Source organism: Kribbella sp. NPDC004536 (assembly GCF_042873835.1).
Classification (GTDB): domain Bacteria; phylum Actinomycetota; class Actinomycetes; order Propionibacteriales; family Kribbellaceae; genus Kribbella.
This window is the reverse complement of the sequence record NZ_JBIALY010000002.1, coordinates 396,810-422,181: the sequence shown is the minus strand read 5'-3', so window position 1 is coordinate 422,181 and position 25,372 is coordinate 396,810. Positions and strand designations below refer to the sequence as shown.

Sequence of the window (25,372 nt, the reverse complement as noted above, 5' to 3'; positions counted from 1 at the left end):
TGCATCCTCCTGGTCGTGGGGCTCCGTTCCCAGGTTAGGAGGCGTTCGGCACCCAACTTCAGTCCACTCCGAATCAAGTGGACTGAAGTGCCTCGCCCAGCCGGGCCACCACCAGCCGCAGCGTGGCCGGTGGCGCGGTGAACGGGATCCGGATGTGCCGGCGGTCGGTCGCGTCCGGCGTGAACAGGTCGCCCGCGCCGAGCAGCAGGGCCCGTTCGCGGGCAGCGTCCAGGACCCGGCGAGCCCTGGTTTCGGTCAGCTCGAGCCAGAGCGTCATCCCGCCGGTCGGAGTGGGCCACGCCACACCGTCAAGCGTCCGCAGCCCGGCTTCCAGCGCGTTCAGGTTGGCCCGCAACCGGGTCCGCCGCCGCGCGATCACCTTGTCCAGCTTCGGCACGATCGCCTGCGCCAGCAGATCGTCCAACGCACTGGGCGAAGCCAGCACCCCCGCGGTATTGATCCGCCGCCGCAGCTGCTTCCCGGTCCGCACCCACCCCACCCGCAACCCACCCCACACGGTCTTGGAAAGCGAACCCACACTCACAGTTCTCGGGTATCGGCTCAGTGGCTCGGCCTGCACCCCGTTCGCCAACCAGAGCGGACGCATCGTCTCGTCACTGATCAACGCCGCCCCATAACGCCGCGCGATCTCGACCACCGCCTGCCGCCGATCAGCCGGCAAGCTCAGCCCGGTCGGATTGTGGTTGTCCGCCTGCAGATAGATCACCTTGGGTCGATGCCGACGGCAAAGATGCGCCAGCTGATCGGTGTCCCACACCCCCGCCGGCCACCCAGCCACGTCCAACCGATGCTTACGCAACAGGTCGAAAGCAGCCGGGTACGTCGGTGTCTCGGTGATCGCCACACCCGGCCCGAGGTCCAGCCCCGCCAGCGCCGCGTTCAGCCCGGCCGCGGCGCCGACGGTGAGCGTCAGCTGATCGGGCTCCGTCGGTACGCCTTCGGCCGTCAGCCGTTCCGCCAGCGCCGCCCGCAACTCCTGCGAACCGCCCGGCGGCGGACCGTCACCGCCCATCGCCTGCGGCAGCCCATCCTGCACGATCTGCGCCGCCGCCTCCGCGACGTCGTGCGGTGCGGCCGTCGTCGCGAACCGCAGGTCCAGCACCGGCCGGTCGCCCGGCGTCACCGTCGACGCGGGTGCCACCGGGTCGAGCAGCCGATCGAGCGGTCGGACGACGGTTCCGGATCCGCGCCTGGTCTCCAGTACGCCGTCCCGCCGCAGGTTTTCCAGCGCCCGTACGACGGTCACCCGGCTGACGCCCAGACGCTCGGCGAGGACCCGTTCCGAGGGCAGCCGGGAGCCGATCGAGAGGTCGCCGCGCTCGATCCGCCGCAGCACGAGCCCCTCGACCTGTTCGGTCTTGGTCCCGTCCGCCGTCTCCAGCTCCCCCGCCCGCCACATAAGTCCAGCTTCCCACAACTGGCCTGATGTTCGCGGAGTGTCGGTCCTGGATGCTTGGATTCAGGGGTGGACGAGAGGTGGGCGATCGCACCGGCGGAGGGCGGCGGGGCGACGCTTGTCGCGCTGCACCCGGACGGGCAGCCTGCCGGGGAGGTGCGGCACGAGCCGGATCTCGTGCAGGCGGTCGCGTCCCGTCCACAGGTCTCGCGGTGGGTGTGGCGGGCGTCGGCGGACATCTATCCGCGGCTGCTCGCGGCGGGCGTGCGGGTCGAGCGGTGCTACGACATCGAGAACACCGAGGGCCTGCTGCTCGGCCACGAGGGGCGGCTCGGCGAGCCACGGTCCGCGGCGGCTGCGTGGGGCCGGTTGAGCGGCGGTCCGGTCCCGGCGGATCCGCCGCTGCGCGCCGTCGTACCGGGTGAACAGTCGTCGTTGTTCGAGATCGCGGCCGAGCCGGTGCCGTTCGGGGCGTTGCTGAAGGTGTACGCCGATCAGCTCCGGCGGCACGGGCTGACCGAGTTCCCGGACCGGATGCGGTTGCTCACGGCATCGGAGTCGTCGGCGATGCTGATCGCCGCGGAGATGGATCTGGCCGGCCTGCCGTGGAGTGCGGAAAGGCACCGGGAGGTGCTGAGCGAGTTGCTCGGCGAGCGGTTCGCGGGTTCGGGTGAGCCGCGGCGGTTGACCGAGCTGGCGGACGAGATCTCGGCGGCGTTCGGGCACCGCGTGCGGCCGGAGCTGCCGGCCGATGTGCTGAAGGCGTTCAAGCAGGCCGGGTACCAGGTGAAGACCACGCGGAAGTGGGAGCTCGAACACTTGGATCACCCGGCGGTCGCGCCGCTGCTGGAGTACAAGAAGCTCTACCGGATCTACACGGCCAACGGGTGGTCGTGGTTGAACGACTGGGTTCACGACGGGCGGTTCCGGCCGGGGTTCGTGCCCGGTGGGACGGTGTCCGGGCGGTGGATCACCAATGGTGGTGGGGGTCTGCAGATCCCGAAGGTGATCCGCCGGGCGGTGGTGGCCGATCCCGGATGGCGGTTGGTGGTCGCCGACGCGTCGCAGCTCGAGCCGCGGATCCTCGCCGCGATCTCGCGGGATCCTGCGCTGATGGAGGTCGCTTCCGACCCCGGTGATCTGTACAAGGCGGTCTCGGACCAGGCTTTCTCCGGTGACCGCGCGCAGGCGAAGATCGCCGTACTGGGCGCGATCTACGGGCAGACGTCCGGCGACGGGCTGAAGAACCTCGCGATGCTGCGCAAACGGTTCCCGCAGGCAGTCGCGTACGTCGACGACGCTGCCCGTCTCGGCGAGGAGGGCCGGCTCGTCCGTACGTACCTGGGCCGGACGTGCCCACCTACCGGCCACGCGCTGGACGCAGCACTGCTGGAAGGCCCTCCTGCAGACCTGCCCACCACCGACCCGCGCCATGCGAGAGCCCGCGGCCGCTTCACCCGCAACTTCGTGGTCCAAGGCAGCGCCGCCGACTGGGCCCTGCTCATGCTGGCGGCCCTCCGCCAAACCCTTGCCCCGCTGAAGGCCGAGCTCGTCTTCTTCCAGCACGACGAGGTCATCGTCCACTGCCCCGCCGACGAAGCCTCCCAGGTGACCGAAGCCATCCAACAGGCAAGCACCCTCGCCGGCACCCTGACCTTCGGCCCGACTCCCACCAACTTCGCTTTCACCACCGCGACCGTCGAGGTCTACGCCGACGCCAAGTAGGACTCGGGGAGGCCGTAGAGGTTGTAGTCGGCGGTTTCGAAGGCGGTGATCTCGGCTATGCGGCCTTGTTCTATGCGGAAGATGTCCAGGGCGAACAGGTTGTAGGTGGTGGTGTCTGGGGGTTTCAAGTAGGCGGCGAGGGTTGGTTGGTGGTTGACGGTGGTGGCGTGGAAGCGCCAATGGCCGCGGAAGGCCGGAGTGAGGTTGGGAGTCAGCGAGCGGATGGCGTCGTCGATTCCCTCGAACCAGAACGGGTACGGCGGCATCGTGATGCGGATGTCTTCGTGCATGAGGGCGGCCAGTGCAGCGGGATCGGCGTTGTCCCAGGCGGTCAGGTAGCGGTCGAGGAGGTCGCGTTCGGACTCGGTGGTGGCCCGGGCGGACCACTCGGTGCGGTGCGGCGGTAGGTGCTCGCGCAGGACAGGGCGAGCGCGTTGGAGGGCGGAGTTGACCGCGGCCACGGACAGGTCCACGGCGTCGGCGGTTTCCCGGGCGGTCCAGCCGAGGACGTCGCGGAAGATGAGTACGGCGCGTTGCCGCGCGGGCAGGTGCTGGATCGCGAGCAGGAACGCCAGCTCGATTGTCTCCCGCCGGATCGCGACCGCGTCCGGCTCCGCGGCCCGGTCGAGCAGTACGTCGGGAAACGGCTGCAGCCACGGTACGTCCTCGCGCGGCGGCAACGCGGTCGCGGGGAACGAGGCCGGCTCCAGCTGGTACGGGAGTACCCGGCGCGGCCGCCGTACGTCGATGCATGCGTTCGTGGCGATCCGGTACAGCCACGCCCGCAGCGACGACCGCCCCTCGAACCCGTCCCGCCCGCGCCACGCCCGCAGCATCGTCTCCTGCACCACGTCCTCGGCGTCGTCGAACGATCCGAGCATCCGGTAACAGTGCACCCGCAGCTCGTGCCGGTACCGCTCGGCCTGTTCCGCGAACCCGTCCACGAGGTCCATTCAATCCGACGTCCACACCGGTACGCTGGTCCGCGCCGCCGCCGCTACCGATAAGGACGTCCAATGGGCAGTGGGCTGACAGCAGCGGAGGTGGCCGAACGCGTCGCCGACGGCCGGACCAACGCCGTCCAGGTACGCACCAGCCGAACGTTCGCGCAGATCGTCCGGGCGAACGTGTTCACGTTCTTCAACGGCCTGCTCGGCACCTTGCTGGTCGCCGTGATCGCGACCGGCAGCTGGCAGAACGCCCTGTTCGGCTTCGTGATCCTGACGAACTCCGGCATCGGCATCTTCCAGGAGGTCCGTGCCAAGCGCACCCTGGACCGGCTCGCGCTGCTGAACGTCACGCATGTCCGGGTCGTCCGCGACGGTGTGGTCCACGAGGTCGGGATCGCCGACGTGGTCCAGGACGACCTGGTCCGGATCGGCAGCGGCGACCAGGTCCCGGCCGACGGTCCGGTCGTGCGCTCCGAGGGGCTCGAACTGGACGAGTCGATGCTCACCGGCGAGTCCGACCCGGTGCACAAACGCCCCGGCGACGAGGTCCGTTCCGGCGCGATCGTGGTGGCCGGAGAGGGCGACTTCACCGCGACCTCGGTCGGCGCGTCGACGTACGCCGCGAAGCTCGCCGCGCAAGCGCGCCGGTACCAGGTGACCCGGTCCGAACTCGTCGCCGGTACGACGCTGCTGCTGCGCCGGATCTCGCTGATCCTGCTGGTCGTCGGCCCGCTGCTGCTCTGGGCGCAGTTCCGCACGCCGGACAACAAGAGCTGGCAGGAAGCCGTCACCGGTACGGTCGCCGGCCTGGTCGGGATGATCCCCGAAGGGCTCGTGCTGCTGACCTCGCTGGCGTTCATGCTCGCGATCATCACGCTCGCGCGCCGCCGTACGCTCGTCCAGGAACTGCCCGCGGTCGAGGGTCTCGCCCGGGTCGACGTGGTCTGCCTGGACAAGACCGGCACGCTGACCAGCGGCGAGATCGTGCTCGACCACCTCGTCCCCCTCACCACGGACGACCGCGCCGAGGAGGCGCTCGCGCTCGCCGCGATCAGCGACAGCCCGAACGCCACCGGTCTGGCGATCACGGCGTCGTACGCCGACACGTCACTGACCGCCGTGTCGCGGGTCCCGTTCTCGTCCGCGCGCAAATGGCAGTCGGTGACCACGGCAACCGATACGTGGGTGCTGGGCGCTCCGGAAATGGTTCTGGTCGACGGTACGACGGACGCCCGCGCTCAGGCAGACGAGCTCGCCGCGCAGGGTCGACGGGTTCTCGTACTCGCACGCGGTGCGGCGACCGACGGCGATCAGCTGCCGGCGCAGCTCGTCCCGGTGACCCTCGTCGTACTCGCCGAGCAGATCCGCGACGACGCGGCCCCGACCATGCGGTACTTCACCGACCAGGGCGTCACGCTCAAGGTGATCTCCGGCGACAACCCGCGGACGGTCGGCGCGGTCGCCGCGGCGGTCGGCGTACCGGGGGTCGACGGCGCGGACGACGCCGTCGACGCACGGACCTTGCCGGCGGACCTCGACGAGCTGGCCGCCGTACTCGACGAGTCGTCGGCGTTCGGCCGGGTCAGCCCGCAGCAGAAGCGCGCGATGGTAGCGGCGCTCCAGCGGCGCGGGCATGTCGTCGCGATGACCGGCGACGGCGTGAACGACGCGCTCGCGTTGAAGGACGCGGACATCGGTGTTGCGATGGGCAACGGTTCGGCGGCGACCCGGGCGGTGGCGCAGCTCGTGCTGCTGGACGGACAGTTCCGGCACCTGCCGGACGTCGTCGCCGAGGGGCGCCGTGTGATCGCGAACATCGAGCGGGCCGCGGCGCTGTTCCTGGTGAAGAACGTGTACTCGCTGCTGCTGGCGGTGATCACCGCGACCACCCTCGTCGCGTACCCGTTGGCGCCGATCCAGCTGACGCTGATCTCCAACCTGACGATCGGCATTCCGGCGTTCTTCCTGGCGATCGGGCCGAACAAGCAGCGGTACGTCCCGGGGTTCCTCGGCCGGGTACTGCGGTTCGCCGTACCTGTCGGCGTGGTCACGGCGGTGTGTGCGTTCGCCGGGTACTGGTTGGTGCGGGTGTTCGATCCGGGCGCGAGTGTTGCCGAGGCGCGTACGGTCACCACCGTCGTCGTACTCGTAGTGTCGCTGTGGACGTTGTCGATCCAGGCGCGGCCGTTCCGGTTGTGGAAGGCCGGCCTGGTCGCGGCGATGGCGGTACTCGCGGCGACCGCCGTACTCGTACCGCCGATCGGCCACGGGATCTTCCTGCTCGAGGTGACGCCGCGGCGGGTCCTCGGCGCGTTGGCGATGGGCGCGGTCGGGATCGCGCTGATCGAGGTCGTCCGGGCGGTGCTCAGTCCTCGAGCTCGATGGTGGCCGGCATCGGGGCGTGGCCGGCGAGCCGGAACCAGGTGACCAGGCGGCGCCGGCGCAGGTCGCGGGTCGACACGACGACATCGTTGTGGAAGCGGCGGGCGAGTTGGACGCGGCGCATCGCGAGTGTGAGTTCGGCCGACCAGGGTTCGATGTCGGTGCCGGTGGCGTGGATCGCGCGGGTCAGCGCGGACTCGGCCTGTTCACGGTCCTCGATCGCGTCCAGGGAGGCCGCTCGGGCCCGGTGGGCCGCGTCGAGGAGCAGCAATGCGGATGCTGGGTCGAGGATGTTGCTGCCGGCGAGCTCCGCGACCAGCGCGGAACGGCGGGCCAGCTCGGTCTCGAGCGTTGCCCGGGCCAGGTCGACCCGGTGGTGCAGCCGGTCCAAGCGGCCGGCGGTCCAGCTCGCGTAGGCGGCGAACAGCAGCAGCATCACGCCCACCGCGACCAGCACCCACGAGTTGTCCACGGCCCCATTCTTACGGAGCGCTGACGGTCCGGGCCGATCAGGCAATCGTTGTCGCGGCCGGCACTAGCGTCTGGAGCATGGCTGACATCGGCGTGATCGGCGGGTCCGGGTTCTACTCGTTCCTGTCCGATGCGGAGCGGATCGAGATCGACACCCCGTTCGGGGCGCCCAGTGAGGCGCCGGTGGTCGGGAACCTGGACGGGCGGGAGGTCGCGTTCATCCCGCGGCACGGCGCGGACCACCGGTTCCCGCCGCACCGCGTGAACTACCGCGCGAACCTGTGGGCGTTGCGCTCGCTCGGTGTGCGGCAGGTGCTCGGGCCGTGTGCTGTTGGTTCGCTCAAGCCGGAGTTGGTGCCGGGGACGTTCGTCGTTCCGGATCAGTACGTGGACCGTACGTGGGGGCGGGAGCACACGGTGTACGACGCTGCGCCGGTCGTGCATACGTCGGCCGCTGATCCGTACTGCCCCGTCGGCCGCGCCACGGTGATTGCCGCCGGCAACGTCGTGCCCGAGGGCACGATGGTCGTCATCAACGGACCGCGCTTCTCCACCCGCGCCGAGTCCCAGTGGCACGCCGCCCAAGGTTGGTCGGTCGTCGGCATGACCGGCGCCCCCGAAGCCGCCATCGCCCGCGAACTGGCCCTCTGCTACACGTCCGTAGCGGTAGTAACCGACCACGACGCCGGCGTCGCAGTCGGCACAGGCGTCACCCAGGAGGAGGTCTTCGAGGCCTTCAAACAAAGCATCCAACGCCTCCAACAGCTACTGAAAGACGTCATCACCCAGCTCCCGAAGCCCGACACCGACTGCAGCTGCCGCTCATGAGGATCTTGCTGACCGGGGGTGTTGGGTTCATCGGGGCGCATGTTCGCGAGCAGTTGGTGGCTGACGGGCATGAGGTTGAGGTGTTTGATCTGCTGGCTGGTGGGCGGGATGTGCGGGATGCGGGCGCGGTTGCTGGTGCGGTGGAGGGGGTGGACACCGTGGTGCATCTGGCGGCGAAGGTGGGGTTGGGGGTGGATCTGAACGACATCGACGACTACGTGTCGCACAACAGTCTTGGTACTGCGGTGTTGCTGAAGTCGATGGGGCGGGTGCGGAATCTGGTGTACGCGAGTTCGATGGTCGTGTACGGCGAGGGGCGGTACGACTGCGACCAGCACGGACAGGTCGCCCCAGGGCCGCGGCGGGTCGAGGACCTGGACGCGGGGCGGTTCGAGCCGCCGTGTCCGTACTGTGGTGCGTTCCTGCGGCCCGGGTTCGTCACCGAGGACGCGCGGCTCGACCCGCGGAACGCGTACGCGGCCAGCAAGCTGAACGGCGAACACCTCGCCGCCGCCTGGGCGCGCGAGACCGGCGGGCGGGTGACTGCGCTGCGGTTCCACAACGTGTACGGGCCGGGGATGCCGCGGAACACGCCGTACGCCGGCGTCGCCGCGATCTTCCGGTCCGCGCTCGAGCGTGGCGAAACCCCACGTGTCTTCGAGGACGGCGGCCAGCGTCGCGACTTCGTGCACGTCCGCGACGTCGCGACCGCGGTCACCCTCGCCGCGGCCGCCCTCCCCCAACAGCCTGCATTCACCGCGTACAACGTGGGCAGCGGCACCGTCACCACCATCGGCGAGGTCGCCGCCGAACTCTGCCACGCGTACGCTGCCCCGCCCCCGGTCGTCACCGGCGAATACCGCCTCGGCGACGTCCGCCACATCACCGCCTCCTCCGACCTGATCAAGGCCGACCTCGGCTGGAAACCGGCTTACGACCTGACCACCGGCCTGACGGAGCTCGTGCGAGAGCCGGACCTGCACCACTGACCAACCTCCGGTCCAGCCGCCTGAGGCAGCGCCCGTGAGCGTGACGTCCAGCTGATACCGAGTGCTGGGCGTCCGCGTCAGCTGTGCACCGGTGGGAGATCGATCTCGAAGGCGCAGCCGCCGTCTATGTTGCTGACGGCAATCTTTCCGTCGTGGGACTCGACCACGCCGCGGGCGATCGCCAGGCCGAGGCCGCCGCCGCCGGAAGCAGCGGCGGCGGTTTCGGGCGTACGCTGCTCGTCGCCGCGCCAGCCGACGTCGAACACCCGCTCCAGGTCGTCCGCCGGGATCCCGCCGCAACCGTCGGTCACCGCGAGCCGCACCCGCCCGTCGGACTCACGATCGACGGCCAGCGTCACCGTCCCGCCCGGCGCGGTGTGCCGGATCGCGTTGCCCACCAGGTTCGTCACCGCCCGGGTCAGCTCGTCCGGATCGCCCTGTACGGCGAGCCGATCGTCCCCGCTCGGCGTCGACACCGCGAGCTGCACACCCTCGGCCCGCGCATGCTCGTTGTTCTCTCCCGCGACATCCTCGGCCAACTCGCGCAGGCTCACCGCCGACCGGCGCCGCGGCGGCGGAGCGGCCGACAACCGGGACAGCTCGAACAGGTCGTCCACCAGCCCGGTCATCCGGTCCACCGTCGACCGCATCTGCCGCAGCGCACCCGGTACGTCGTCGATCACGCCGTCCTCGAGCCCTTCCGACACCGCTCGCAGCCCGGCCAGCGGCGTCCGCAGGTCGTGCGACATGAACGCGACCAGCTCCCGCCGGCTCGCCTCCAGCGCCCGCTCACGCTCGTGCGACGCGGCCAGCTTCTTCCGGGTCATCTCGAGCTCGTTCGTCAGCTCGGCCAGCTCGGCGGGTACGGCGCCACCGGCCGCCTCGGGTGCGTCGTACGACGTACCCAGGTGCCGCAACCGCCGCCCCACGTCACGCGAACCGCTACTGATCCAGTGCCCGAGCAGTACCGACATCGCCAGCCCGAGCAGCGCCGCGAACGCCAGCGTCCAGAGCACCACCCACGAGTCGTGCTGCGAGATGAACATCGCCCGCACGCTCTGCAGTACGGCGGCCAGCGCGGCCGCCATCGGCGCCACCGCCGCCACGATCATCGTGATCCGCAACGACCGGCGCCGGAACTGCCACAGCACCGCGGCCCCGACCGCGGCCACCACCAACGTCCACAACGCGGTGAGCGCGAAGATCGTCGCCATGTCTTTCATCAGGCGTCACCGGAGAACAGGTAACCGGTCCGCGGCACCGTCAGCACCAGCTTCGGATCGGACGGATCGGCCTCGATCTTCTCGCGCAGCCGCCGGACATGGACCGTCACCGTCGACGAGTCGCCGAAGTCCCAGCCCCACACCCGGCGCAGCAGCTCGGCCTTCGTGTAGGCCTTGCCGGCGTGCGACACGAGGTACGCCAGCAGGTCGAACTCGCGATGCGTCAGCGACAGCTCCTCGTCGCCGAGGTACGCGCGCCGCGCCGCCGTGTCGACCGTGACCGGCCCCGCGCTCAGCTTCGTCGGCGTCAGGTCCAGCCCGGCCAGCCGCTCCTCGCGCCGCACCATCGCCTGCACCCGCAGCGTCAGCTCGCGCGGGCTGAACGGCTTGACCACATAGTCGTCCGCGCCGACCTCGAGTCCGACCAGCCGGTCCTCCTCCTCGCCGCGCGCGGACAGCATGATCACCGCGGCGCCGTCGTCGGCCGCGCGCAGCCGACGCAGTACCTCGAGACCGGACAGCCCGGGCAGCATCACGTCGAGGACGACGACGGACGGCTTCCACTGCTGCCAGACCTCGACCGCGGACAGGCCGTCCGCGACCACGCGGGCGTCGTACCCGGCCTTGGTCAGGTACGCCGACACGACATTGGACACGGTCGGGTCGTCGTCGACGACGAGAACACGAGTAGCCACGCTCAGAGCGTAGATCCTCCGGCCCGCCGGCAGCCGCACCAGGAGCCGAACGCAGTACGCCGTAAGCGACCCGTAGCCGCAATCGGGCACCGCGAACCGCCCCTCGTCCTTACCGTCGAAGCATGCCCGTCGATCTCGTCCTGCCGTGCCTGAACGAGGCGGCCGCGCTGCCCTGGATCCTCGAACGGCTCCCGGCCGGCGTCCACGCGATCGTCGTCGACAACGGCTCGACCGACGGTTCCGCCGAGGTCGCCGCGCGGCTCGGGGCGACCGTCGTGGCGTGTGAGGTCAAGGGGTACGGCGCTGCGTGCCACGCCGGGCTGGAGGCCGCGTCGGCCGACGTGGTCGCGGTGATGGACGCGGACGCCTCGCTCGATCCGCGGCAGCTCGTGCGGGTGACGGCGCCGATCGAGAGCGGCCGGTTCGATTTGGTCGTCGGACGCCGGCGTCCGGTGTCGCGAGGTGCGTGGCCGTGGCACCTGCGGCTCGCGAACGCGGAGCTGTCGCGGCGGATCCGGCGGCGTACGGGCGTTTCGTTGCACGATCTCGGGCCGATGCGGGCGGCTCGCCGTACGGCGCTGCTCGGGCTGGGGCTGACGGACCGGCGGTCCGGGTATCCGCTTGAGACGGTCGTCCGCGCGGCCGACGCCGGGTGGCGGATCGCGGAGGTCGACGTCGACTACCTGCCGCGGTCGGGGCGGTCGAAGGTGACCGGTACGCCGTTGGGCGCTGCGCGGGCCGTACTCGACATGTCGAAGGTTCTGGCGCGGTGAGCGGCACCGTGATCGTGATCGCGAAGGAGCCGGTCGCCGGGCGGGTGAAGACCCGGTTGCAGACCGAGTTCACGCCGCGGGAGGCGGCCGCGCTCGCACGGGCGTCGCTGATGGACACGTTGAGCGCCGTACGGGCGACCGGTGCGCGGGTGGTGATCGCGCTGGAGGGATCCCGGGTGGCGGGCGGGTTCGAGATCGTCGCGCAGCGCGGGGACGGGCTGGACGAGCGGATCGCGGCGGCGTTCGAGGACGCGTACGACGGTTCGCCGATGTTGCTGGTCGGGATGGACACGCCACAGGTCCCGCCGGAGCTGCTCGGGTTCGAGTGGGGCGGGTACGACGCGGTGCTCGGGCTGACCGAGGACGGCGGGTACTGGTGCCTCGGGCTGCGGACGCCGGATCGGCGGGCGCTGGTCGGCGTGCCGATGTCGACCGAGCACACCGGGCGGGACCAGCTGCGGCGGTTGCGGGCGCTCGGGCTGCGGGTCGGGCTGCTGCCGACGTTGCGGGACATGGACACGCCACGGGACGCCGCGTACCTGGCTGCCGAGTTTCCGGACTTGCGGGTGTCACGGTTGTACCGGCGGTTGCAGCATTCGGCGCATCCGGGGTTGCTGTTCGACCAGGCGCTGGGTGGTACGGCGCGGGTCGTTGCTACCGGCATCGATGGGCGGAAGGTGCCGTCGCTGTCGGAGCTGGAGCGGTGGTCCGCGCCGGCCGACGACGTCGATCGGTTGGCGTTGAGCCGGTGCGAGGGGCCGGTGCTCGACATCGGGTGTGGTCCCGGGCGGATCGTGACGGCGCTGGCGGAGCGCGGGATTCCGGCGCTCGGGGTCGATGTGTCGCCGCGGGCCGTTTCGCTCACCACCTCCCGGGGAGCAGCGGCGTTGCATCGTCCGGTGCAGGAACCGCTGCCGGGTGAGGGCCGCTGGGGCAGCGTCGTACTGATGGACGGCAACATCGGGATCGGCGGCGACCCGGTCGACCTGCTCCGCCGCTGCGCCGAACTCGTCCGCCCCGACGGCCTCGTCCTGGTCGAGGTGGACCCCGACGACACCCTCGACGACACCACGCCGATCGTCCTGCACACCCCCACCGGCCGCCGCTCAACTCCGTTGCCCTGGGCAAGAGTAGGCACCCAGACCCTGCTCCGCCACGCCCGCAACACCAACCTCCATCCCACCGAAGACTGGCGCACCCCCCACCGAGCGTTCCTGACCCTCCGCCGGACCGCCTGATGCCCGCCCGTCAAAGCGCCGCCCGCCGAGTCGTGGCGAACGGCTCCGGCCTCCTCCGCCGAGTCGTGGAGATCGGCGCCGAAATCCAGCCACTTTCCACGACTCGGTGGCTTGCCGTGCTGGCGGTTGGGGTTTGTGTCGGGGTGGTAGCGGCGGTGGGGCGGGGGTGGGGGGCCGACGTCGTGCTCGTGACGGGGGCGGTGGTTGTCGGTGGGTTGGTTTGGCGGTTCGGGCGGGGGTTGGGTGTGGGGGTGGTGGTGGTTGTGGCGGGGGTTTGTCAGGTGCCGGGGGTTTTGCAGTCGCCGATCACCAGTACGGACGCCTATCGGTACGTGTGGGACGGGCGCGTGCAGCTCGCCGGGCATTCGCCGTACCGGTATGTGCCGCTCGACGATGCGCTTGCGGGGTTGCGGGATCCGGTGTTGTTCCCGGGGTTGTCGCCGGAGCAGCGGTCGGGGGTCAGCGGGATACCGGAGGACCCGGCGCAGTTGCCGGTGGACGACGCCCGGACCCGGATCAACAGGCCCGGCGTGCCGACGATCTACCCGCCGGTCGCCGAGGCGTACTTCGCCGCCGTCGCGCTGTTCACGCCCTGGTCCGCCGGCACGCTCGGCCTGCAGATCGCGGCCGCGCTGATCGCGATCGCACTCGCCTGGCTACTCGCCGTACAGAGTCCACGAGCAGGCGCCCTGTGGGGTTGGTCACCGATCGTCGCGCTCGAAGCCGGCAACGCGGCCCACGTCGACGTACTCGCGGCCCTCCTGATCACCGCCGCCGTCGTCACCGCCGCGCGCCGCCCGAGACTCGCCGCCGCGCTCCTCGGCGCGGCCGGCAGCGTGAAACTCCTCCCCCTCCTGCTCCTCCCCGCCTTCCGCACCAGCCGACCGGTCGTTGCCCTCGGCACCTTCATCGCGACCTATCTTCCACACCTACTTGCCGTCGGCACCTTGGTACTCGGGTTCCTGCCCGGCTACCTCAACCAGGAAGGCTTCGACGACGGCAGTTCGAGATCCGCGATTCTCGCGCTCCTGCTGCCTCCTGAGGCCCGCCAACTCACCGCCGCCGCCCTCGCCGTCGTCGCCGCCGCACTGGCCTTCCACCGCGCCAGACGTGACCCGATCGCGCTCACCTGCTGCTGGCTGTACGGCGCCGCGCTCCTGATCGCCACGCCGACCTACCCCTGGTACGGCCTCCCGCTGATCGCCCTCGCCGCGCTCGCCGGCCGCCCCGAGTGGATCGCCGTACCGATCGCCTCCTACCTGGCCTACGCAAGCTTCGGGCACGACACCCGGCAGGGCCTGATCTACCTCGCCGCGGCTGTCATCGTTGTCACCGTCACCACCCTCCGTCACCGGTTCGTTGCCGAATCAGGTTTGACCGGACACCCCCTGCCCACGAACACTGGCGGGCGTGACGAAACGCATCGCCCTCGCGACCTCGGCCGAACTCGCTGAGTTGCACCCCGACGACCGCCCGCTCCTGGACGCGCTCCGCGCCGAGGGGCTGGACCCGGTCGTCGAGGTCTGGACCGACCCGTCGGTCGACTGGTCCGTGTACGACGCAGTTCTGCTGCGTACGGTCTGGGACTACTTCATCCGGTACGACGAGTTCACCGAGTGGCTCGCCCAGCTGAGCAAGGCCGACGTACCGGTACTGAACAGCGCCGACCAGGTCCGCTGGAACAGCGACAAGCAGTACCTGCTCGAGCTCCGCGAGCGTGGCGTGTCGATCGTCCCGTCCCAGGTCGCGGCCGGCGCCTGCCTGCGCGAGGTGGTCGCCGGGCTGAACGGCCAGCAGATCGTCGTCAAGCCGACCGTGAGCGGCAACGCCCTGCACACGGTCCGCGGCGTCGCCGGGTCCCCCGAGCTCGAGCAGGCACTGAACGAGCTGCCCGACCTGGTCTACCTCGTGCAGCCGTTCGTCCCGGAGATCCAGTCCGACGGCGAGTGGTCGGTGCTGTTCTTCGACGGCGAGTTCAGCCACGCGGTCGTGAAGCGGCCCGCGGACGGGGACTACCGGGTGCAGGAGTTCTACGGCGGCCGGACCGAACTCACCGAGCCGCCGGCCGCCGTCCTTGAGAGCGCCCGCGCCGCACTGGAAGCCTCCGGCCCGACCCCGGTCTACGCCCGCGTCGACGGGGTCGTGGTCAACGACCGCTTCCTGCTGATGGAGATCGAGCTCATCGAGCCGTACCTGTTCTTCCCGCAGTCCCCCGCCGCGGTCGGCAAACTCGCCGCGGCGGTAGCGGGTCGCCTCTAACTGGCAGCGGATTCCGGATGGCCGCGGCGGCGACCGTACAGCAGGGTCTCGCCCGCGGCCGTTCCGGTGTACTTCGCCCGCCGCGCCCACTCCCGGCACTCGTCGAGCACCGGGCACGACGTCAGGCACAGCTCGCGCGCCCTGCGCTGTTCCCAGCGGCTCGCGCTCTCGTCGTACGCCGGCGCCTGGCCGATACACGCGGCGCGGCTCATCCAGCGGTCGGCGGGATCCACGATCACGGTCAGCGTCGGCCTCATGACACCGACGGTAGATCCCCCGCGACCCCGCCCGACCTTTGTCTCGAAATATGATCTAGTTAGTAGACATTAGCTACGCGGTCACGAGCGCCCGGGACGGTACGCCGTCGGACGGGTCGTCGACCGCGTCGCCCCGCCGGACCGGATCGTTCTCCGGCAGCAGGATGTCGCGCGCGACCACCAGCATCAGCCACAGCGTGCCGGCCATCCGCAGGATCACCGAGAACCAGTAGATCCGGTCGGGCACGTTCGGATCGCCCGGTTGCAGGAACTGCGCCAGATGCATCCACACCAGCATCCAGTAGAAGCATTCACAAGCCTGCCAGATCAGCCAGTCCCGCAACCGCGGCCGGGCCAGCGCGACCAGCGGCAGCAGCCACAGCACGTACTGCGGTGAGTACACCTTGTTGATCAGCAGGAACGCCGCCACCACCAGGAACGCGAGCTGGGCGAACCGGGGCGGCCGCGGCGCCATCAACCCGAGGATCGCGATCGACAGGCAGAGCCCGGCGAAGATCACGATGTTCAACTGGTTGACGTCGGCGACCTCGTGCTTGGCGAGCTTGAGGACGTACCAGATCGAGCCGTAGTCGCTCTCCCGCTGGTCGTTGAACTGCCAGAACGAGAGCCACTCGTTCTTCGCCAGCAGGTAGATCGGCGCGTTCACCAGACCCCACGCGGCCGCGGCCGCGATCGCCGCCTGGAACCACGGCCACAGCTTCCGCCCGCGGATGCAGACGATCAGCAGCGGTCCGAGCAACAGGAACGGGTAGAACTTCGCCGCCGTCCCGAGTCCGAGCAGTACGCCGAACCAGATCGGCTTTCCGCGCGACCAGGCGAACATCGCCCCGGCCGTCAACGCGACCGCGAACAGGTCCCAGTTGATCGTCGACGTCAGCGCCAGCACCGGCGCGGCAGCGACGTACAGCCCGTCCAGCGGCTGCCCACGGGCCGCGCCGGGTTTTCGTTCGACGCCACGCGCGGTCGCGACGGTGAGACCGACGACGAGCAGCGCGCAGAGGAACAGCATCACCAGGTTGACCACGAAGAAGACGCCGGCGGTGTCGCGCTTCTGCTCGACGGTCAGGTCCTTCTTCGGGTCGCCGGTCATCAGCCAGGTGATCCGGGCCGCGACCTCCATGAAGCCACCGGTCAGCACCGGGTACTCCAGTACCGGGTAGTTGCCGGTGTCCAGGAACGGCCGGTTGCCCTCGGCGAAACCACGTTCCTGGTAGAGGAAACCGATGTCGGAGTAGCACAGCGCCTTGAACGGCCGCCAGCTCTGCCGGTCCCAGCCGGCCTCCATACACGGCGCCTTCTGCAGTACGCCGAGGCCGAAGGTGATCGTGCAGACCGCGAGCGCGATCCGCAGTGGCGTCCACCACGACGACCCGGTCCGGGCGAACCGCCCCGACGGTCCACCGAGCCCGACGGTCAGGCCGGCGACGGCCGGATCGGCGTCCGACGGCGTCAGCGCGAGCTCGCGTTGTGGTCCGGTCACGGTGGGCATCATCTCCTATCGGCTCACCCGGCGACAGCCCCGGGTCAGACACCGCTAGGGGGTGAGGTTACCCATCCTGGTCGCTGCCGTCGCGCAGGTCCCCCTGTGTGGCGTGTGCGGCGACGAGGGCGGCGGCGCGGGCCGGGTCCTCCCACCAGAAGAGGTGACCGGCGCCGTCGAACAGTTCGAGCCGTGCGGCCGGGATCAGCTCGGCCAGGCGATGCCCGTTGGAGACCGGGATCCCGGCGTCCGCGGTCCCGTGCATGATCAACGTCGGTACGGCGACCTCGTGCAGCCGATCGGCCGCGTTGTGCGCGAGCGCCGCCTGGAACTGCAGCTGTACGACGGGTACGGGCATCCGGACCGCGAGCGCCCGCTCCCGGTAGAGCTCCCGCGCACCCGGCACCTCCGCGTACCGCTGGGAGAAGTTCGCATCGAAGCTGACGCGCAGCCCGCGCCCGAGGTCGCGGCTCGCGATCGCCTCCACCATCCGGTGCGACGTCTCCGCGATCACGCCGCCTTCTCCCCCGGCCCAGGTGCAGCCGAGGACGAGGGAGCGGACGACCGACGGATGCCGCAGGACCAGCTCCTGCGCGACCATCCCGCCGAGCGAGATGCCCAGTACGTGCGCGTTCGCCCACCCGAGCGACGCGATCACCGCGGCCGCGTCGTCGGCCAGGTCCGCGACCGTGAACTCGCCGTCGGCCCGATCACCGCGACCGACGCCGCGGTGGTCGTACGCGACGATGTCGAAGTGTTCCTCCAACGGGCCGAGGAACTCCTCGCCCCACATCGCGTGGGTAGCCGCCATCCCCTGGATCAGCAGCAGCGGCGCGCCCTGCCCGCGCCGTACGAAGTCCAGTCGCCGTCCGCCGGTGCCGGTCACGAAGTCCATGGTCAGGATTGTGCCGGAGGTTCGAGCCGCGCGAGCCAGCTGGTCAGCAGCGTCTCGAGCTGCGCCGACTCGTCCGGCGTCAACGCGTCGAGCAGCCGCCGCTCGTTCGCCATGTGCGCGGTGAACGCCTTGTCGAACAGCCGCCGCCCGGCCGGGGTCAGCCGGACCACCCGCCCGCGCCCGTCCGCGTCGCTGCGCCGGCGCCGGACCAGCCCGGCCGTCTCCAGCCGGTCGACCCGCTTGGTGACCGCGCCGGTCGTCACCATCGTGTGCAGCGCGATCTCCCCCGGCGCACGCTCGTACGGCGCTCCCGCCCGGCGCAGCGCCGCGAGTACGTCGAACTCGCCCTCGGTCAGTCCGTACTGGGCGTACACCGAGGTGAGCTCGCCGGTCAGCCGGTTCGCGATCCGGTGCAGCCGGCCGATCACACCCTGCGGGGCGGTGTCGACGTCGGGCCGCTCGACCTTCCACGCTGCCTGGATTCTCGCCACGTGATCCACGCCGCCCACTATATCTTCCCAGGAAGCTATAGTGTTTTCCATGGAAACTACTTTCCGGTGGTGGCTGGTGACCGCGGTCGCGCCGGTCGCCTGGGGCACGAACTACTTCGTCACGCACGAGTACCTGCCGGCCGGACATCCCTTGTACGGCGCGATGTTCCGCGCCCTGCCGGCTGGCCTGCTGCTGCTGGCGATCGCCCGGGAACTGCCGCGTGGCGTCTGGTGGTGGCGCTCGGTCGTGCTCGGCGTCTGCAACATGGGCGCGTTCTTCGCGTTGATCTATCTCGCGTCCCAACTGCTCCCGGTCAGCCTGGCGTCGACGATCATGTCGGCGGCGCCGTTCACGATGGCCCTGTTCGCCTGGGGCCTGCTCGCGGAACGACCGACCGCACTCGTACTGATCGGAGCATCCGCCGGCCTTGCGGGTGTCGTACTCCTGCTCGGCGCCGGGTCGTCGGCCGTCGACTTCCGTGGCGTCGCGGCCTCGGCCGCCGCGCTGACGATGTCGTCGTTCGGCTACGTACTGGTCAAGAAGTGGGGCCGTGCCTCGATCGCGACCACGTCGTGGCAGCTGATCGCGGGCGGTCTGGTGCTGATCCCGTTCGCGGTCCTGATCGAGGGCGCGCCGCCGCACCTCGACCTCCCGGCCGTCGCGGGATTCACGTACGTCGGACTCGTGGCGACCGCATTGGCCTTCACGGCCTGGTTCGCCGGGCTCCGGCGGCTGCCGGCCGCGACCGTCGGACTGATCGGCCTGCTCAACCCGGTCACCGGCGTCCTGCTCGGCGTGTTGTGGTCCGGCGACAACCTGACCAGCCGGCAGGTGCTGGGCCTCGTGCTCGTACTGTCCGGAATCGCCATCGGCCAACTACGCTCGATAGGCGTGTCGAAGCGCTTCGACTACGGTAGAACTGGGGTGAGGCCCGACTGAACGAGGAGCACTATGGTCACGATCGCGGACGTCGCCCGGCACGCCGGGGTGGCGACCAGCACGGTGTCCTACGTGCTCAGCGGCAAGCGGACGATCTCGCCGGACACCCGGGAGCGGGTGCAGCGCAGTGTCCGCGCCCTCGGCTACCGGCCGAACGCGAGCGCCCGCGCGCTGGCCAGTCAGCGGTCGAACGTCGTCGCGCTGGTGATCCCGCTGCGGACCGACATGCACGTCCCGGTGCTGATGCAGTTCGCGGCCGCGATCGTGACGACGGCCCGCCGGTTCGATCACGACGTCCTGCTGCTGACGGCCGACGAGGGACCCGCGGGACTCGAGCGGGTGGCGCAGAGTTCGCTCGTCGACGCGCTCGTGGTGATGGACGTCGAGCTGCACGACGAACGGGTACCGGTGCTGCGCGGCCTGCCGATGCCGTCGGTCCTGATCGGGTACCCGGAGCAGGCCGACGGGCTGACCTGCGTCGACCTCGACTTCGTTGCCGCGGGCGCGCGGTGTGTGGATCACCTGGCCGATCTGGGTCATCGTTCGCTGGCCCTGCTCGGTACGCCACCCACTGTCTACGAACGGCAGACCGCGTTCGCGCAGCGGACGCTGACCGGGTTCACCGAGGCTGCCGCGCGGCGTGGGGTGCTGGGGGTGGAAACGCCGTGTGAGCACACGTTCGAGGCGATCCTGCAGACCGTCGGGCAGCTGCTGGCCGAGCACCCGGACCTCACCGGGCTGGTCGTGCAGAACGAGCCGATCATCGGCCCGCTACTCGACGTACTGCGGCGGCTCGGGCGGCGGGTCCCGGAGGACATGTCGCTGGTCGCGATCTGCGCGGACGATGTCGCCGAACGGCAGGTCCCGCAGCTGTCGTCGGTGACGATCCCGGCCGAACAGCTCGGCGCGCAGGCGGTCGAGTCGCTGATCACCAAACTCTCAGGCGGCACCGTCCCCGAGCTGACCCTGCTGCTGCCGGCCCTCACCGCCCGCGGCAGCTCCGGCCCTCACTCCGACCGCACCACCACCTGACCCCCGGCCCCACTCGGACCGCACCACCGCGCAACCCTCCGGCCTCACTCCGACCGCACCACCGCGCAACCCTCCGGCCTCACTCCGACCGCGCCACCGCGCAACCCTCCGGCCTCACTCGGACCGCACCACCGTGTAGCCGCCGGCCGGGACCGTCAGCTCACCGTCGACGGCCTCGCCGCTCACCAGCTCGACACCCGTCGCGGGGACGACGACGTCCTCGTCGCTGTGGTTGAGGCGGAACGTCCACGTCGTGTCGCCCGACCGCCTCCGCACCGTTTCCAAGGGCTCGCCCGCGCCCACCAACCGCTCGACCAGCGTGGCCGCGGTGTCGTCGTCGAGCTCGGTCGAGACGTACCACGCCGTACCGGCGCCGACCTGTCGCCGGGTGATCGCGGGCTTCCCGTCGAGCACTCCCCCGGCGTACCGATCGACGACCTCGGCCGACACCGCCCGCACGTCCTCGCTCCACAACCGTCCACGCCCGCCGGACGCCAACGCGACCTCGTCCCCGAGCGGCTGGAGCTCCTCGATCCGTACGCCGAGCAGGTCCGTGAGGGCGTACCGGACGCGAACGTCGGGGTCCACCAGCCCGCTGAAGTACCCGACCACGAGCTGCCCGCCGTTCTCGACGTACGTGGTGAGGTTCGCCGCGGCCTCGTCCGAGATCAGGTACAGCGACGGAACCACCACGACGCCGTACGACGAGAGGTCCGCATCCGGTGCCGCGAAGTCGACGGTCACGCCCGCGCGCCAGAAGTGCCGATGCGCGGACTGCACGGCCTTGAGGTAGTCCAGCTCCGAGGACGGCAGGTGCGTACCCTGCATCGCCCACCAGCACTCGGCGTCCCACAGGATCGCGACGTCCGCGACAACGTTGCTCTCGGCAACCTCAGCCAGCCGGGGCAGGACCGCGCCGAGCTCGGTGATCTCGCGGAACATCCGGCTGTCCGGCCCGGCGTGCGGAACCATCGCCGGGTGGTACATCTCCGAACCACCCCGCGACGCCCGCCACTGGAAGAACAACGCGCCCCGCGATCCGCGGGCGAGGTGCGACAGGCTGTGCCGTGCCATCCTGCCCGGCTCCTTCGGGTGCCAGCGACGGCCTACGTTCAGCGCACCGGCTGCCTGCTCCATCAGTAGCCACGGTTTCCCGCCGGCCCACCCGCGGGCCAGGTCCGCGGAGAACGCGGTCTGCTCCTCCGCGCCGATCCCGCCATCGTCCGGATAGTGGTCGATGGCAACGACATCGACCTCGGCGGCCCACTGCGCGTGGTTCACCGGAACCCAGCCACCGAACACGAAGTTCGTGGTGACCGGCGCCTCCGAGAACGCCCGGATCACCTCCTTCTGCTCCCGGTAGGCGGCCAGCAACTCGTCCGACCAGAACCTCCGGAAGTCCAGGTACTGCGTCGGATTCACCATGTACTGCGTCTTGCGCGGCGGCTCGATGTCCCGCCACTCGCCGTACCCCTGACTCCAGAACGCCGTCGTCCACGCCTCGTTCAGCCGGTCGAGCGACCCGTACCGCTCCCGCAACCACTCGCGGAAGCGCTCCGCCGCGAGCGGGCAGTAGCAGGTCGTCCCGTACTCGTTGTGCACGTGCCACATCGCCAGCGCCGGGTGGTCGGCGTACCGCTCGGCGAGCTTGCCGGCGATCCCTCGCGCGGCGTCGCGGTACGCCGGTGCGCAGGCGCAGTACGTATCCCGGCTCCCGTGCGTCAGCCGTACGCCGTCCGCGGTGACCGGCATCGCGTCGGGATGCAACCGGGTGAACCACGGCGGCGGCGAGGCGGTCGGGGTGGCGAGATCCACGCTCACCCCGCCGTCGTGCAGCAGGTCGAGCACCTGATCCAGCCAGCCGAAGTCGTACTCCCCCGGTCGCGGCTCGAGGCTCGACCAGGAGAAGACGCCGACCGTCACCAGGTTCACCCCGGCGCGACGCATCAGCTCGACGTCTTCCTTCCAGACCGCCGGATCCCACTGGTCGGGGTTGTAGTCACCGCCGTACCAGAGCGTCATGCGCTCACCTCCACCGTGAACGTGCAAGTTCCTTCGAGGACCCGTGACTCCACCCGGCCGCTGCGGTACGCGAGCTCGACCACGGCGTCCGGCGCGACCGGGACCTCGACGACCTGTCCTTCCGTCGGCTGGAACCAGCGGAGCTCCACGTTGTCGGACCAGTCGTACTCCGGGCGGTCGTCGACCGCGCCGATCGGGATCACCGCGCCTTCGCGAACGTACAGCGGGACGCTGTCGAAGCCGTGGGTCTGCTGCACCCAGCCCGGCCCGGTCAGCACCTCACCGGTCAGCAGCGAGGTCCACCGGCCGCGCGGCAGGTAGAACGAGACCTCGCCGTCGAAGCTCATCACCGGCGCCACCAGCAGGTCCGGGCCGAGCATGTACTGGCGGTCCAGGTACGCGGCCGCGGGGTCGTCCGGGAACTCCAGCACCATCGGCCGCATCATCGGCACCCCGTTGCGGTGCGCCTCTTCCGCGGCCGTCATCAGGTACGGCATCAGCGACAGCTTCAGCTTGGTGAACTTCCGCAGTACGTCGACCGCTTCGTCGTCGAACGCCCACGGGACGCGGTACGACGAGGAGCCGTGCAGGCGGGAGTGTGACGACAGCAGGCCGAACGCCACCCAACGCTTGAAGATCGCCGGATCGGGCGTGCCCTCGAACCCGCCGATGTCGTGGCTCCAATAACCGAAGCCGGACGCGGCCAGCGACAGCCCGCCACGCAACGACTCCGCCATCGCCTCGAACGTCGACTCGCAGTCGCCGCCCCAGTGCACGGGGAACTGCTGGCCGCCCGCGGTCGCGGAGCGCGCGAACAGTACGGCATCGCCCCGGCCCCGGTTCTCCTCGAGCAGACCGAAGACCGCCGCGTTGTAGAGCTGCGCGTAGTAGTTGTGCATCCGCTCCGGATCCGAGCCGTCGTACCAGGCGACGTCGGTCGGGATGCGTTCGCCGAAGTCGGTCTTGAAGCAGTCGACGCCGAGATCGATGAGCGCCTGCAGCTTCGACCGGAACCACGCGGTCGCGTCCGGGTTGGTGAAGTCGACGATCGCCATTCCGGCCTGCCACATGTCCCACTGCCAGACCGAGCCGTCCGGCCGCTTCAGCAGGTACCCGAGCCGGCGGCCCTCCTCGAACAGCACCGAGCGCTGCGCGATGTACGGGTTGATCCACAGACTGACCCGCAGGCCGCGCTCCTTCAGCCGGCGGACCATCCCGGCCGGGTCCGGGAACGCGACCGGGTCCCAGACGAAGTCGCACCAGTGGAACTGACGCATCCAGAAGCAGTCGAAGTGGAACACGCTCAGCGGAAGGTCCCGCTCGGCCATCCCGCCGACGAACGAGCTGGTCGTCTCCTCGGTGTAGTCGGTGGTGAACGACGTCGACAGCCACAGCCCCATCGACCACGCGGGCACCCGCGCCGGGCGTCCGGTGAGACCGGTGTACCGGCGCAGCACGTCCTTCGGAGTCGGGCCGGCGAAGACGTAGTACTGCAACTCCTGGCCCTGGACGCTGAACTGGTTGCGGGACGTGACCTCCGAACCGACCTCGAACGACACGTGCGCGGGATTGTCGACCAGGACGCCGTACCCCTTGCTGCTCAGGTAGAACGGCACGTTCTTGTACGCCTGCTCGCTGGACGTCCCGCCGTCGGCGTTCCAGCTGTCGACAACCTGACCGTTCTTGACGAGCGGTCCGAACCGCTCGCCGAGACCGTAGATCGTCTCACCGACCCCGAGGGCGAGCTGCTCGTGCACGTAATGGTTGCCCGCGGAGTCGGTGATCAGACCGACGCTGCGCTCGCCCGAGTTCGTCAGCGGCCGGCCGTCCTGCTCGAACCGGACGTCCCACGGTCCCTCGAGCGCGATCACCACGCTCAGCTCCCCCGACGTCAGCCGCGCCTCGGCCGGGCCGGCCTCGACCTTCACCGGATGCTCCGACTCGGTGTTCAGCCGGTACGACGGGCGCGCAGGCTGCCCGCCGACGTGATGGGCGAGGTGGACCCCGATCACGCCGGGGGCCGGCGAACTGAAGGTGACTGTGAACAGCGGCTGGTTGAGGGTGTCGCCGCGCCGTTCGATCCGCTTGGCCGGCGCAAACACCGCCAGCTCGCGGTCACCCACTTCGACGCTCTCCACCTCCGCCGGACGCAGGCGGGTCAGACCCGGCCGGAGCTGCCAGTACCCGTCGGTGAACTTCATCCGGCCTCCCTGATTGTCGAAGCGCTTCGACAACGCTAGAGCGGCACCCGGCCGGCGTCAATTTCGTCTCTCTCAGCGGATTCTCAGTGGGTTGCAGTGACACTGTCGGCATGCGAGTGCTGATGGTCGAGGACGAACTGCGGCTGGCCGACACGGTCCACCGTGGGCTGACCGACGCCGGCTTCGTGGTCGAGTTGGTGCACGACGGCGAGAACGCGGTCTGGGCGGCGACCGAGCACAGCTACGACGTGATCGTTCTGGACATCATGCTGCCGAAGCTGAACGGGTACCGGGTGCTGGAACTGCTCCGGGCGCGCGGGATCTGGACGCCGGTGCTGATGCTGACCGCGAAGGACGGCGAGTACGACCAGACCGACGCCTTCGACCTCGGCGCCGACGACTACCTGACGAAGCCGTTCAGCTTCCTGGTACTGGTCGCCCGGCTGCGCGCGCTGATCCGGCGCGGCGGCCCGGAGCGTCCGGTCGTCCTGATGGCCGGCGACCTCTCGCTGGACGTGGCCCGCCGCCGGGTCGAGCGGAACGGGCGGGAGATCACGCTGACGCCGCGTGAGTACGGGCTGCTCGAGTTCCTGATGCGGCACCGCGGGGACACCGTCAGCAAGAGCGAGATCCTGCAGAACGTCTGGGACCCCGCCTTCGACGGCGACCCGAACGTGGTCGAGGTGTACGTCCGCTACCTGCGCAAGAAGATCGACACCCCGTTCGCCCGGCACGCCATCGAAACCATCCGCGGCATGGGCTACCGGCTCAACCCAGAGGGCGGCTGAGGACCAGCTGAGGGCGGACCTGCGAAACTGGTGGGGTGAGCACGGTCGTGCGACGTCGCGTTGACGGGTGGTACCGGACCGCCGGCGGCCTGCGGCAGGCCAGTGTGCGGAGCCGGTCGACCGCGGCTGCCGTGATCGTGGTCGCGGTCGCGCTGCTCGTCGGCGCCTTCGCGCTGTTGCTGCTCCTGCAGCGGGCGCTGATCGCCGAGGTCTCCGACGCCGCCGAAGGCCGGGTCGCCGACGTCGCCCGCCAGGTCAGTACCGAAGGCACCAAGGGCCTCGGCGCGGACCTGGC

General features: G+C 70.3%; 22 protein-coding genes. 11 read left to right on the top strand and 11 right to left on the bottom strand.

The features are described from left to right. Window positions 1–73: 73 nt before the first annotated feature. A complete protein-coding gene (locus ACFYRU_RS16885) occupies window positions 74–1,420 on the bottom strand; it encodes a PLP-dependent aminotransferase family protein (RefSeq protein ID WP_387659186.1) in 1,347 nt (448 codons plus the stop codon). Window positions 1,421–1,486: 66 nt separating this feature from the next. Here ACFYRU_RS16885 and ACFYRU_RS16880 point away from each other — a divergent pair, with 66 nt between their 5' ends. Further along, complete coding sequence (locus tag ACFYRU_RS16880; RefSeq protein WP_387659183.1) at window positions 1,487–3,142, top strand: bifunctional 3'-5' exonuclease/DNA polymerase; 1,656 nt, start codon at window positions 1,487–1,489, stop codon at window positions 3,140–3,142. Here the strand turns inward: ACFYRU_RS16880 and ACFYRU_RS16875 are convergent. Continuing rightward, the gene (locus tag ACFYRU_RS16875; protein WP_387659181.1) at window positions 3,124–4,095 is read right to left on the bottom strand and encodes an RNA polymerase subunit sigma-70; all 972 of its coding nucleotides are present in this window, start codon (window positions 4,093–4,095) and stop codon (window positions 3,124–3,126) included. The two genes, ACFYRU_RS16880 and ACFYRU_RS16875, sit on opposite strands and share 19 nt — an antisense overlap. 63 nt (window positions 4,096–4,158) lie before the next feature. Here ACFYRU_RS16875 and ACFYRU_RS16870 point away from each other — a divergent pair, with 63 nt between their 5' ends. Then, the gene (locus tag ACFYRU_RS16870; protein ID WP_387659179.1) at window positions 4,159–6,519 is read left to right on the top strand and encodes an HAD-IC family P-type ATPase; all 2,361 of its coding nucleotides are present in this window, start codon (window positions 4,159–4,161) and stop codon (window positions 6,517–6,519) included. Here ACFYRU_RS16870 and ACFYRU_RS16865 read toward each other — a convergent pair. Further along, the gene (locus ACFYRU_RS16865; RefSeq protein ID WP_387659177.1) at window positions 6,458–6,946 is read right to left on the bottom strand and encodes a hypothetical protein; all 489 of its coding nucleotides are present in this window, start codon (window positions 6,944–6,946) and stop codon (window positions 6,458–6,460) included. The two genes, ACFYRU_RS16870 and ACFYRU_RS16865, sit on opposite strands and share 62 nt — an antisense overlap. Before the next feature lie 77 nt (window positions 6,947–7,023). On the opposite strand from ACFYRU_RS16865, the gene ACFYRU_RS16860 reads away from it, so the two are divergent. Both ACFYRU_RS16860 and ACFYRU_RS16855 read left to right on the top strand, forming a co-directional pair. After that, window positions 7,024–7,773: an S-methyl-5'-thioadenosine phosphorylase gene (locus tag ACFYRU_RS16860; RefSeq protein ID WP_387659174.1), complete on the top strand. Its 750-nt coding sequence runs from the start codon at window positions 7,024–7,026 to the stop codon at window positions 7,771–7,773. Next, the gene (locus tag ACFYRU_RS16855; RefSeq protein WP_387659172.1) at window positions 7,770–8,762 is read left to right on the top strand and encodes an NAD-dependent epimerase/dehydratase family protein; all 993 of its coding nucleotides are present in this window, start codon (window positions 7,770–7,772) and stop codon (window positions 8,760–8,762) included. The genes ACFYRU_RS16860 and ACFYRU_RS16855 overlap by 4 nt, the downstream gene beginning before the upstream one ends. 77 nt (window positions 8,763–8,839) lie before the next feature. On the opposite strand, the gene ACFYRU_RS16850 is transcribed toward ACFYRU_RS16855, so the two are convergent. Both ACFYRU_RS16850 and ACFYRU_RS16845 read right to left on the bottom strand, forming a co-directional pair. Continuing rightward, on the bottom strand, window positions 8,840–9,985 hold the full coding sequence (locus ACFYRU_RS16850) for a sensor histidine kinase (protein ID WP_387659169.1): 1,146 nt from the start codon (window positions 9,983–9,985) through the stop codon (window positions 8,840–8,842). Further along, window positions 9,985–10,680: a response regulator transcription factor gene (locus ACFYRU_RS16845; protein ID WP_387659166.1), complete on the bottom strand. Its 696-nt coding sequence runs from the start codon at window positions 10,678–10,680 to the stop codon at window positions 9,985–9,987. Before ACFYRU_RS16845 ends, ACFYRU_RS16850 begins: the two co-directional genes overlap by 1 nt. Before the next feature lie 122 nt (window positions 10,681–10,802). On the opposite strand from ACFYRU_RS16845, the gene ACFYRU_RS16840 reads away from it, so the two are divergent. The 4 genes from ACFYRU_RS16840 to ACFYRU_RS16825 all read left to right on the top strand — a co-directional run bounded on the left by ACFYRU_RS16840 (window position 10,803) and on the right by ACFYRU_RS16825 (window position 14,950). Then, entirely contained in the window at window positions 10,803–11,453 is a 651-nt protein-coding gene (locus ACFYRU_RS16840; protein WP_387659163.1) for a glycosyltransferase family 2 protein, read from the top strand. After that, window positions 11,450–12,691, top strand: a complete 1,242-nt coding sequence (locus tag ACFYRU_RS16835) for a DUF2064 domain-containing protein (protein ID WP_387659160.1) — start codon at window positions 11,450–11,452, stop codon at window positions 12,689–12,691. The genes ACFYRU_RS16840 and ACFYRU_RS16835 overlap by 4 nt, the downstream gene beginning before the upstream one ends. Window positions 12,692–12,972: 281 nt before the next feature. Beyond that, on the top strand, window positions 12,973–14,145 hold the full coding sequence (locus tag ACFYRU_RS16830; protein ID WP_387659158.1) for a hypothetical protein: 1,173 nt from the start codon (window positions 12,973–12,975) through the stop codon (window positions 14,143–14,145). Next, on the top strand, window positions 14,102–14,950 hold the full coding sequence (locus tag ACFYRU_RS16825) for a RimK family alpha-L-glutamate ligase (protein ID WP_387659155.1): 849 nt from the start codon (window positions 14,102–14,104) through the stop codon (window positions 14,948–14,950). The genes ACFYRU_RS16830 and ACFYRU_RS16825 overlap by 44 nt, the downstream gene beginning before the upstream one ends. Here ACFYRU_RS16825 and ACFYRU_RS16820 read toward each other — a convergent pair. The 4 genes from ACFYRU_RS16820 to ACFYRU_RS16805 form a co-directional block, all read right to left on the bottom strand. Further along, window positions 14,947–15,207 carry a WhiB family transcriptional regulator gene (locus ACFYRU_RS16820; RefSeq protein WP_387659153.1) on the bottom strand — a complete coding sequence of 87 codons (261 nt, stop codon included), beginning with the start codon at window positions 15,205–15,207 and terminating at the stop codon, window positions 14,947–14,949. The genes ACFYRU_RS16825 and ACFYRU_RS16820 overlap by 4 nt on opposite strands. Window positions 15,208–15,280: 73 nt before the next feature. Further along, complete coding sequence (locus ACFYRU_RS16815) at window positions 15,281–16,717, bottom strand: glycosyltransferase family 87 protein (RefSeq protein ID WP_387662905.1); 1,437 nt, start codon at window positions 16,715–16,717, stop codon at window positions 15,281–15,283. Between the two features lie 58 nt (window positions 16,718–16,775). Beyond that, entirely contained in the window at window positions 16,776–17,603 is an 828-nt protein-coding gene (locus ACFYRU_RS16810) for an alpha/beta fold hydrolase (RefSeq protein ID WP_387659150.1), read from the bottom strand. Between the two features lie 2 nt (window positions 17,604–17,605). Then, the gene (locus ACFYRU_RS16805) at window positions 17,606–18,103 is read right to left on the bottom strand and encodes a MarR family winged helix-turn-helix transcriptional regulator (RefSeq protein WP_387659147.1); all 498 of its coding nucleotides are present in this window, start codon (window positions 18,101–18,103) and stop codon (window positions 17,606–17,608) included. A gap of 40 nt (window positions 18,104–18,143) precedes the next feature. Between ACFYRU_RS16805 and ACFYRU_RS16800 the strand changes: the two genes are divergently transcribed. Together ACFYRU_RS16800 and ACFYRU_RS16795 are read left to right on the top strand one after the other, a co-directional pair. After that, window positions 18,144–19,034: a DMT family transporter gene (locus tag ACFYRU_RS16800; RefSeq protein WP_387659145.1), complete on the top strand. Its 891-nt coding sequence runs from the start codon at window positions 18,144–18,146 to the stop codon at window positions 19,032–19,034. 12 nt (window positions 19,035–19,046) lie between these two features. After that, window positions 19,047–20,066, top strand: coding sequence for a LacI family DNA-binding transcriptional regulator (locus ACFYRU_RS16795; protein WP_387659142.1), 1,020 nt, complete (start codon window positions 19,047–19,049; stop codon window positions 20,064–20,066). A gap of 114 nt (window positions 20,067–20,180) precedes the next feature. Here ACFYRU_RS16795 and ACFYRU_RS16790 read toward each other — a convergent pair whose 3' ends face one another. Both ACFYRU_RS16790 and yicI read right to left on the bottom strand, forming a co-directional pair. Next, complete coding sequence (locus ACFYRU_RS16790; protein ID WP_387659140.1) at window positions 20,181–22,088, bottom strand: beta-galactosidase; 1,908 nt, start codon at window positions 22,086–22,088, stop codon at window positions 20,181–20,183. Beyond that, entirely contained in the window at window positions 22,085–24,289 is a 2,205-nt protein-coding gene (gene yicI, locus ACFYRU_RS16785) for an alpha-xylosidase (protein WP_387659137.1), read from the bottom strand. Before yicI ends, ACFYRU_RS16790 begins: the two co-directional genes overlap by 4 nt. 110 nt (window positions 24,290–24,399) lie before the next feature. On the opposite strand from yicI, the gene ACFYRU_RS16780 reads away from it, so the two are divergent. Then, window positions 24,400–25,077, top strand: a complete 678-nt coding sequence (locus tag ACFYRU_RS16780) for a response regulator transcription factor (RefSeq protein ID WP_387659134.1) — start codon at window positions 24,400–24,402, stop codon at window positions 25,075–25,077. The last annotated feature ends 295 nt before the right edge of the window (window positions 25,078–25,372 follow it).

Bases quoted from the DNA above. Each gene is read 5' to 3' on its own strand.
- ACFYRU_RS16780 (WP_387659134.1), top strand. From the start codon at position 24,400: ATGCGAGTGCTGATGGTCGAGGACGAACTGCGGCTGGCCGACACGGTC.
- ACFYRU_RS16850 (WP_387659169.1), bottom strand. From the start codon at position 9,985: ATGAAAGACATGGCGACGATCTTCGCGCTCACCGCGTTGTGGACGTTG.
- ACFYRU_RS16860 (WP_387659174.1), top strand. From the start codon at position 7,024: ATGGCTGACATCGGCGTGATCGGCGGGTCCGGGTTCTACTCGTTCCTG.
- ACFYRU_RS16885 (WP_387659186.1), bottom strand. From the start codon at position 1,420: ATGTGGCGGGCGGGGGAGCTGGAGACGGCGGACGGGACCAAGACCGAA.
- ACFYRU_RS16820 (WP_387659153.1), bottom strand. From the start codon at position 15,207: ATGAGGCCGACGCTGACCGTGATCGTGGATCCCGCCGACCGCTGGATG.
- ACFYRU_RS16790 (WP_387659140.1), bottom strand. From the start codon at position 22,088: ATGACGCTCTGGTACGGCGGTGACTACAACCCCGACCAGTGGGATCCG.
- ACFYRU_RS16870 (WP_387659179.1), top strand. From the start codon at position 4,159: ATGGGCAGTGGGCTGACAGCAGCGGAGGTGGCCGAACGCGTCGCCGAC.
- ACFYRU_RS16815 (WP_387662905.1), bottom strand. From the start codon at position 16,717: ATGCCCACCGTGACCGGACCACAACGCGAGCTCGCGCTGACGCCGTCG.
- ACFYRU_RS16800 (WP_387659145.1), top strand. From the start codon at position 18,144: ATGGAAACTACTTTCCGGTGGTGGCTGGTGACCGCGGTCGCGCCGGTC.
- ACFYRU_RS16810 (WP_387659150.1), bottom strand. From the start codon at position 17,603: ATGGACTTCGTGACCGGCACCGGCGGACGGCGACTGGACTTCGTACGG.
- ACFYRU_RS16855 (WP_387659172.1), top strand. From the start codon at position 7,770: ATGAGGATCTTGCTGACCGGGGGTGTTGGGTTCATCGGGGCGCATGTT.
- yicI (WP_387659137.1), bottom strand. From the start codon at position 24,289: ATGAAGTTCACCGACGGGTACTGGCAGCTCCGGCCGGGTCTGACCCGC.
- ACFYRU_RS16875 (WP_387659181.1), bottom strand. From the start codon at position 4,095: ATGGACCTCGTGGACGGGTTCGCGGAACAGGCCGAGCGGTACCGGCAC.
- ACFYRU_RS16840 (WP_387659163.1), top strand. From the start codon at position 10,803: ATGCCCGTCGATCTCGTCCTGCCGTGCCTGAACGAGGCGGCCGCGCTG.
- ACFYRU_RS16795 (WP_387659142.1), top strand. From the start codon at position 19,047: ATGGTCACGATCGCGGACGTCGCCCGGCACGCCGGGGTGGCGACCAGC.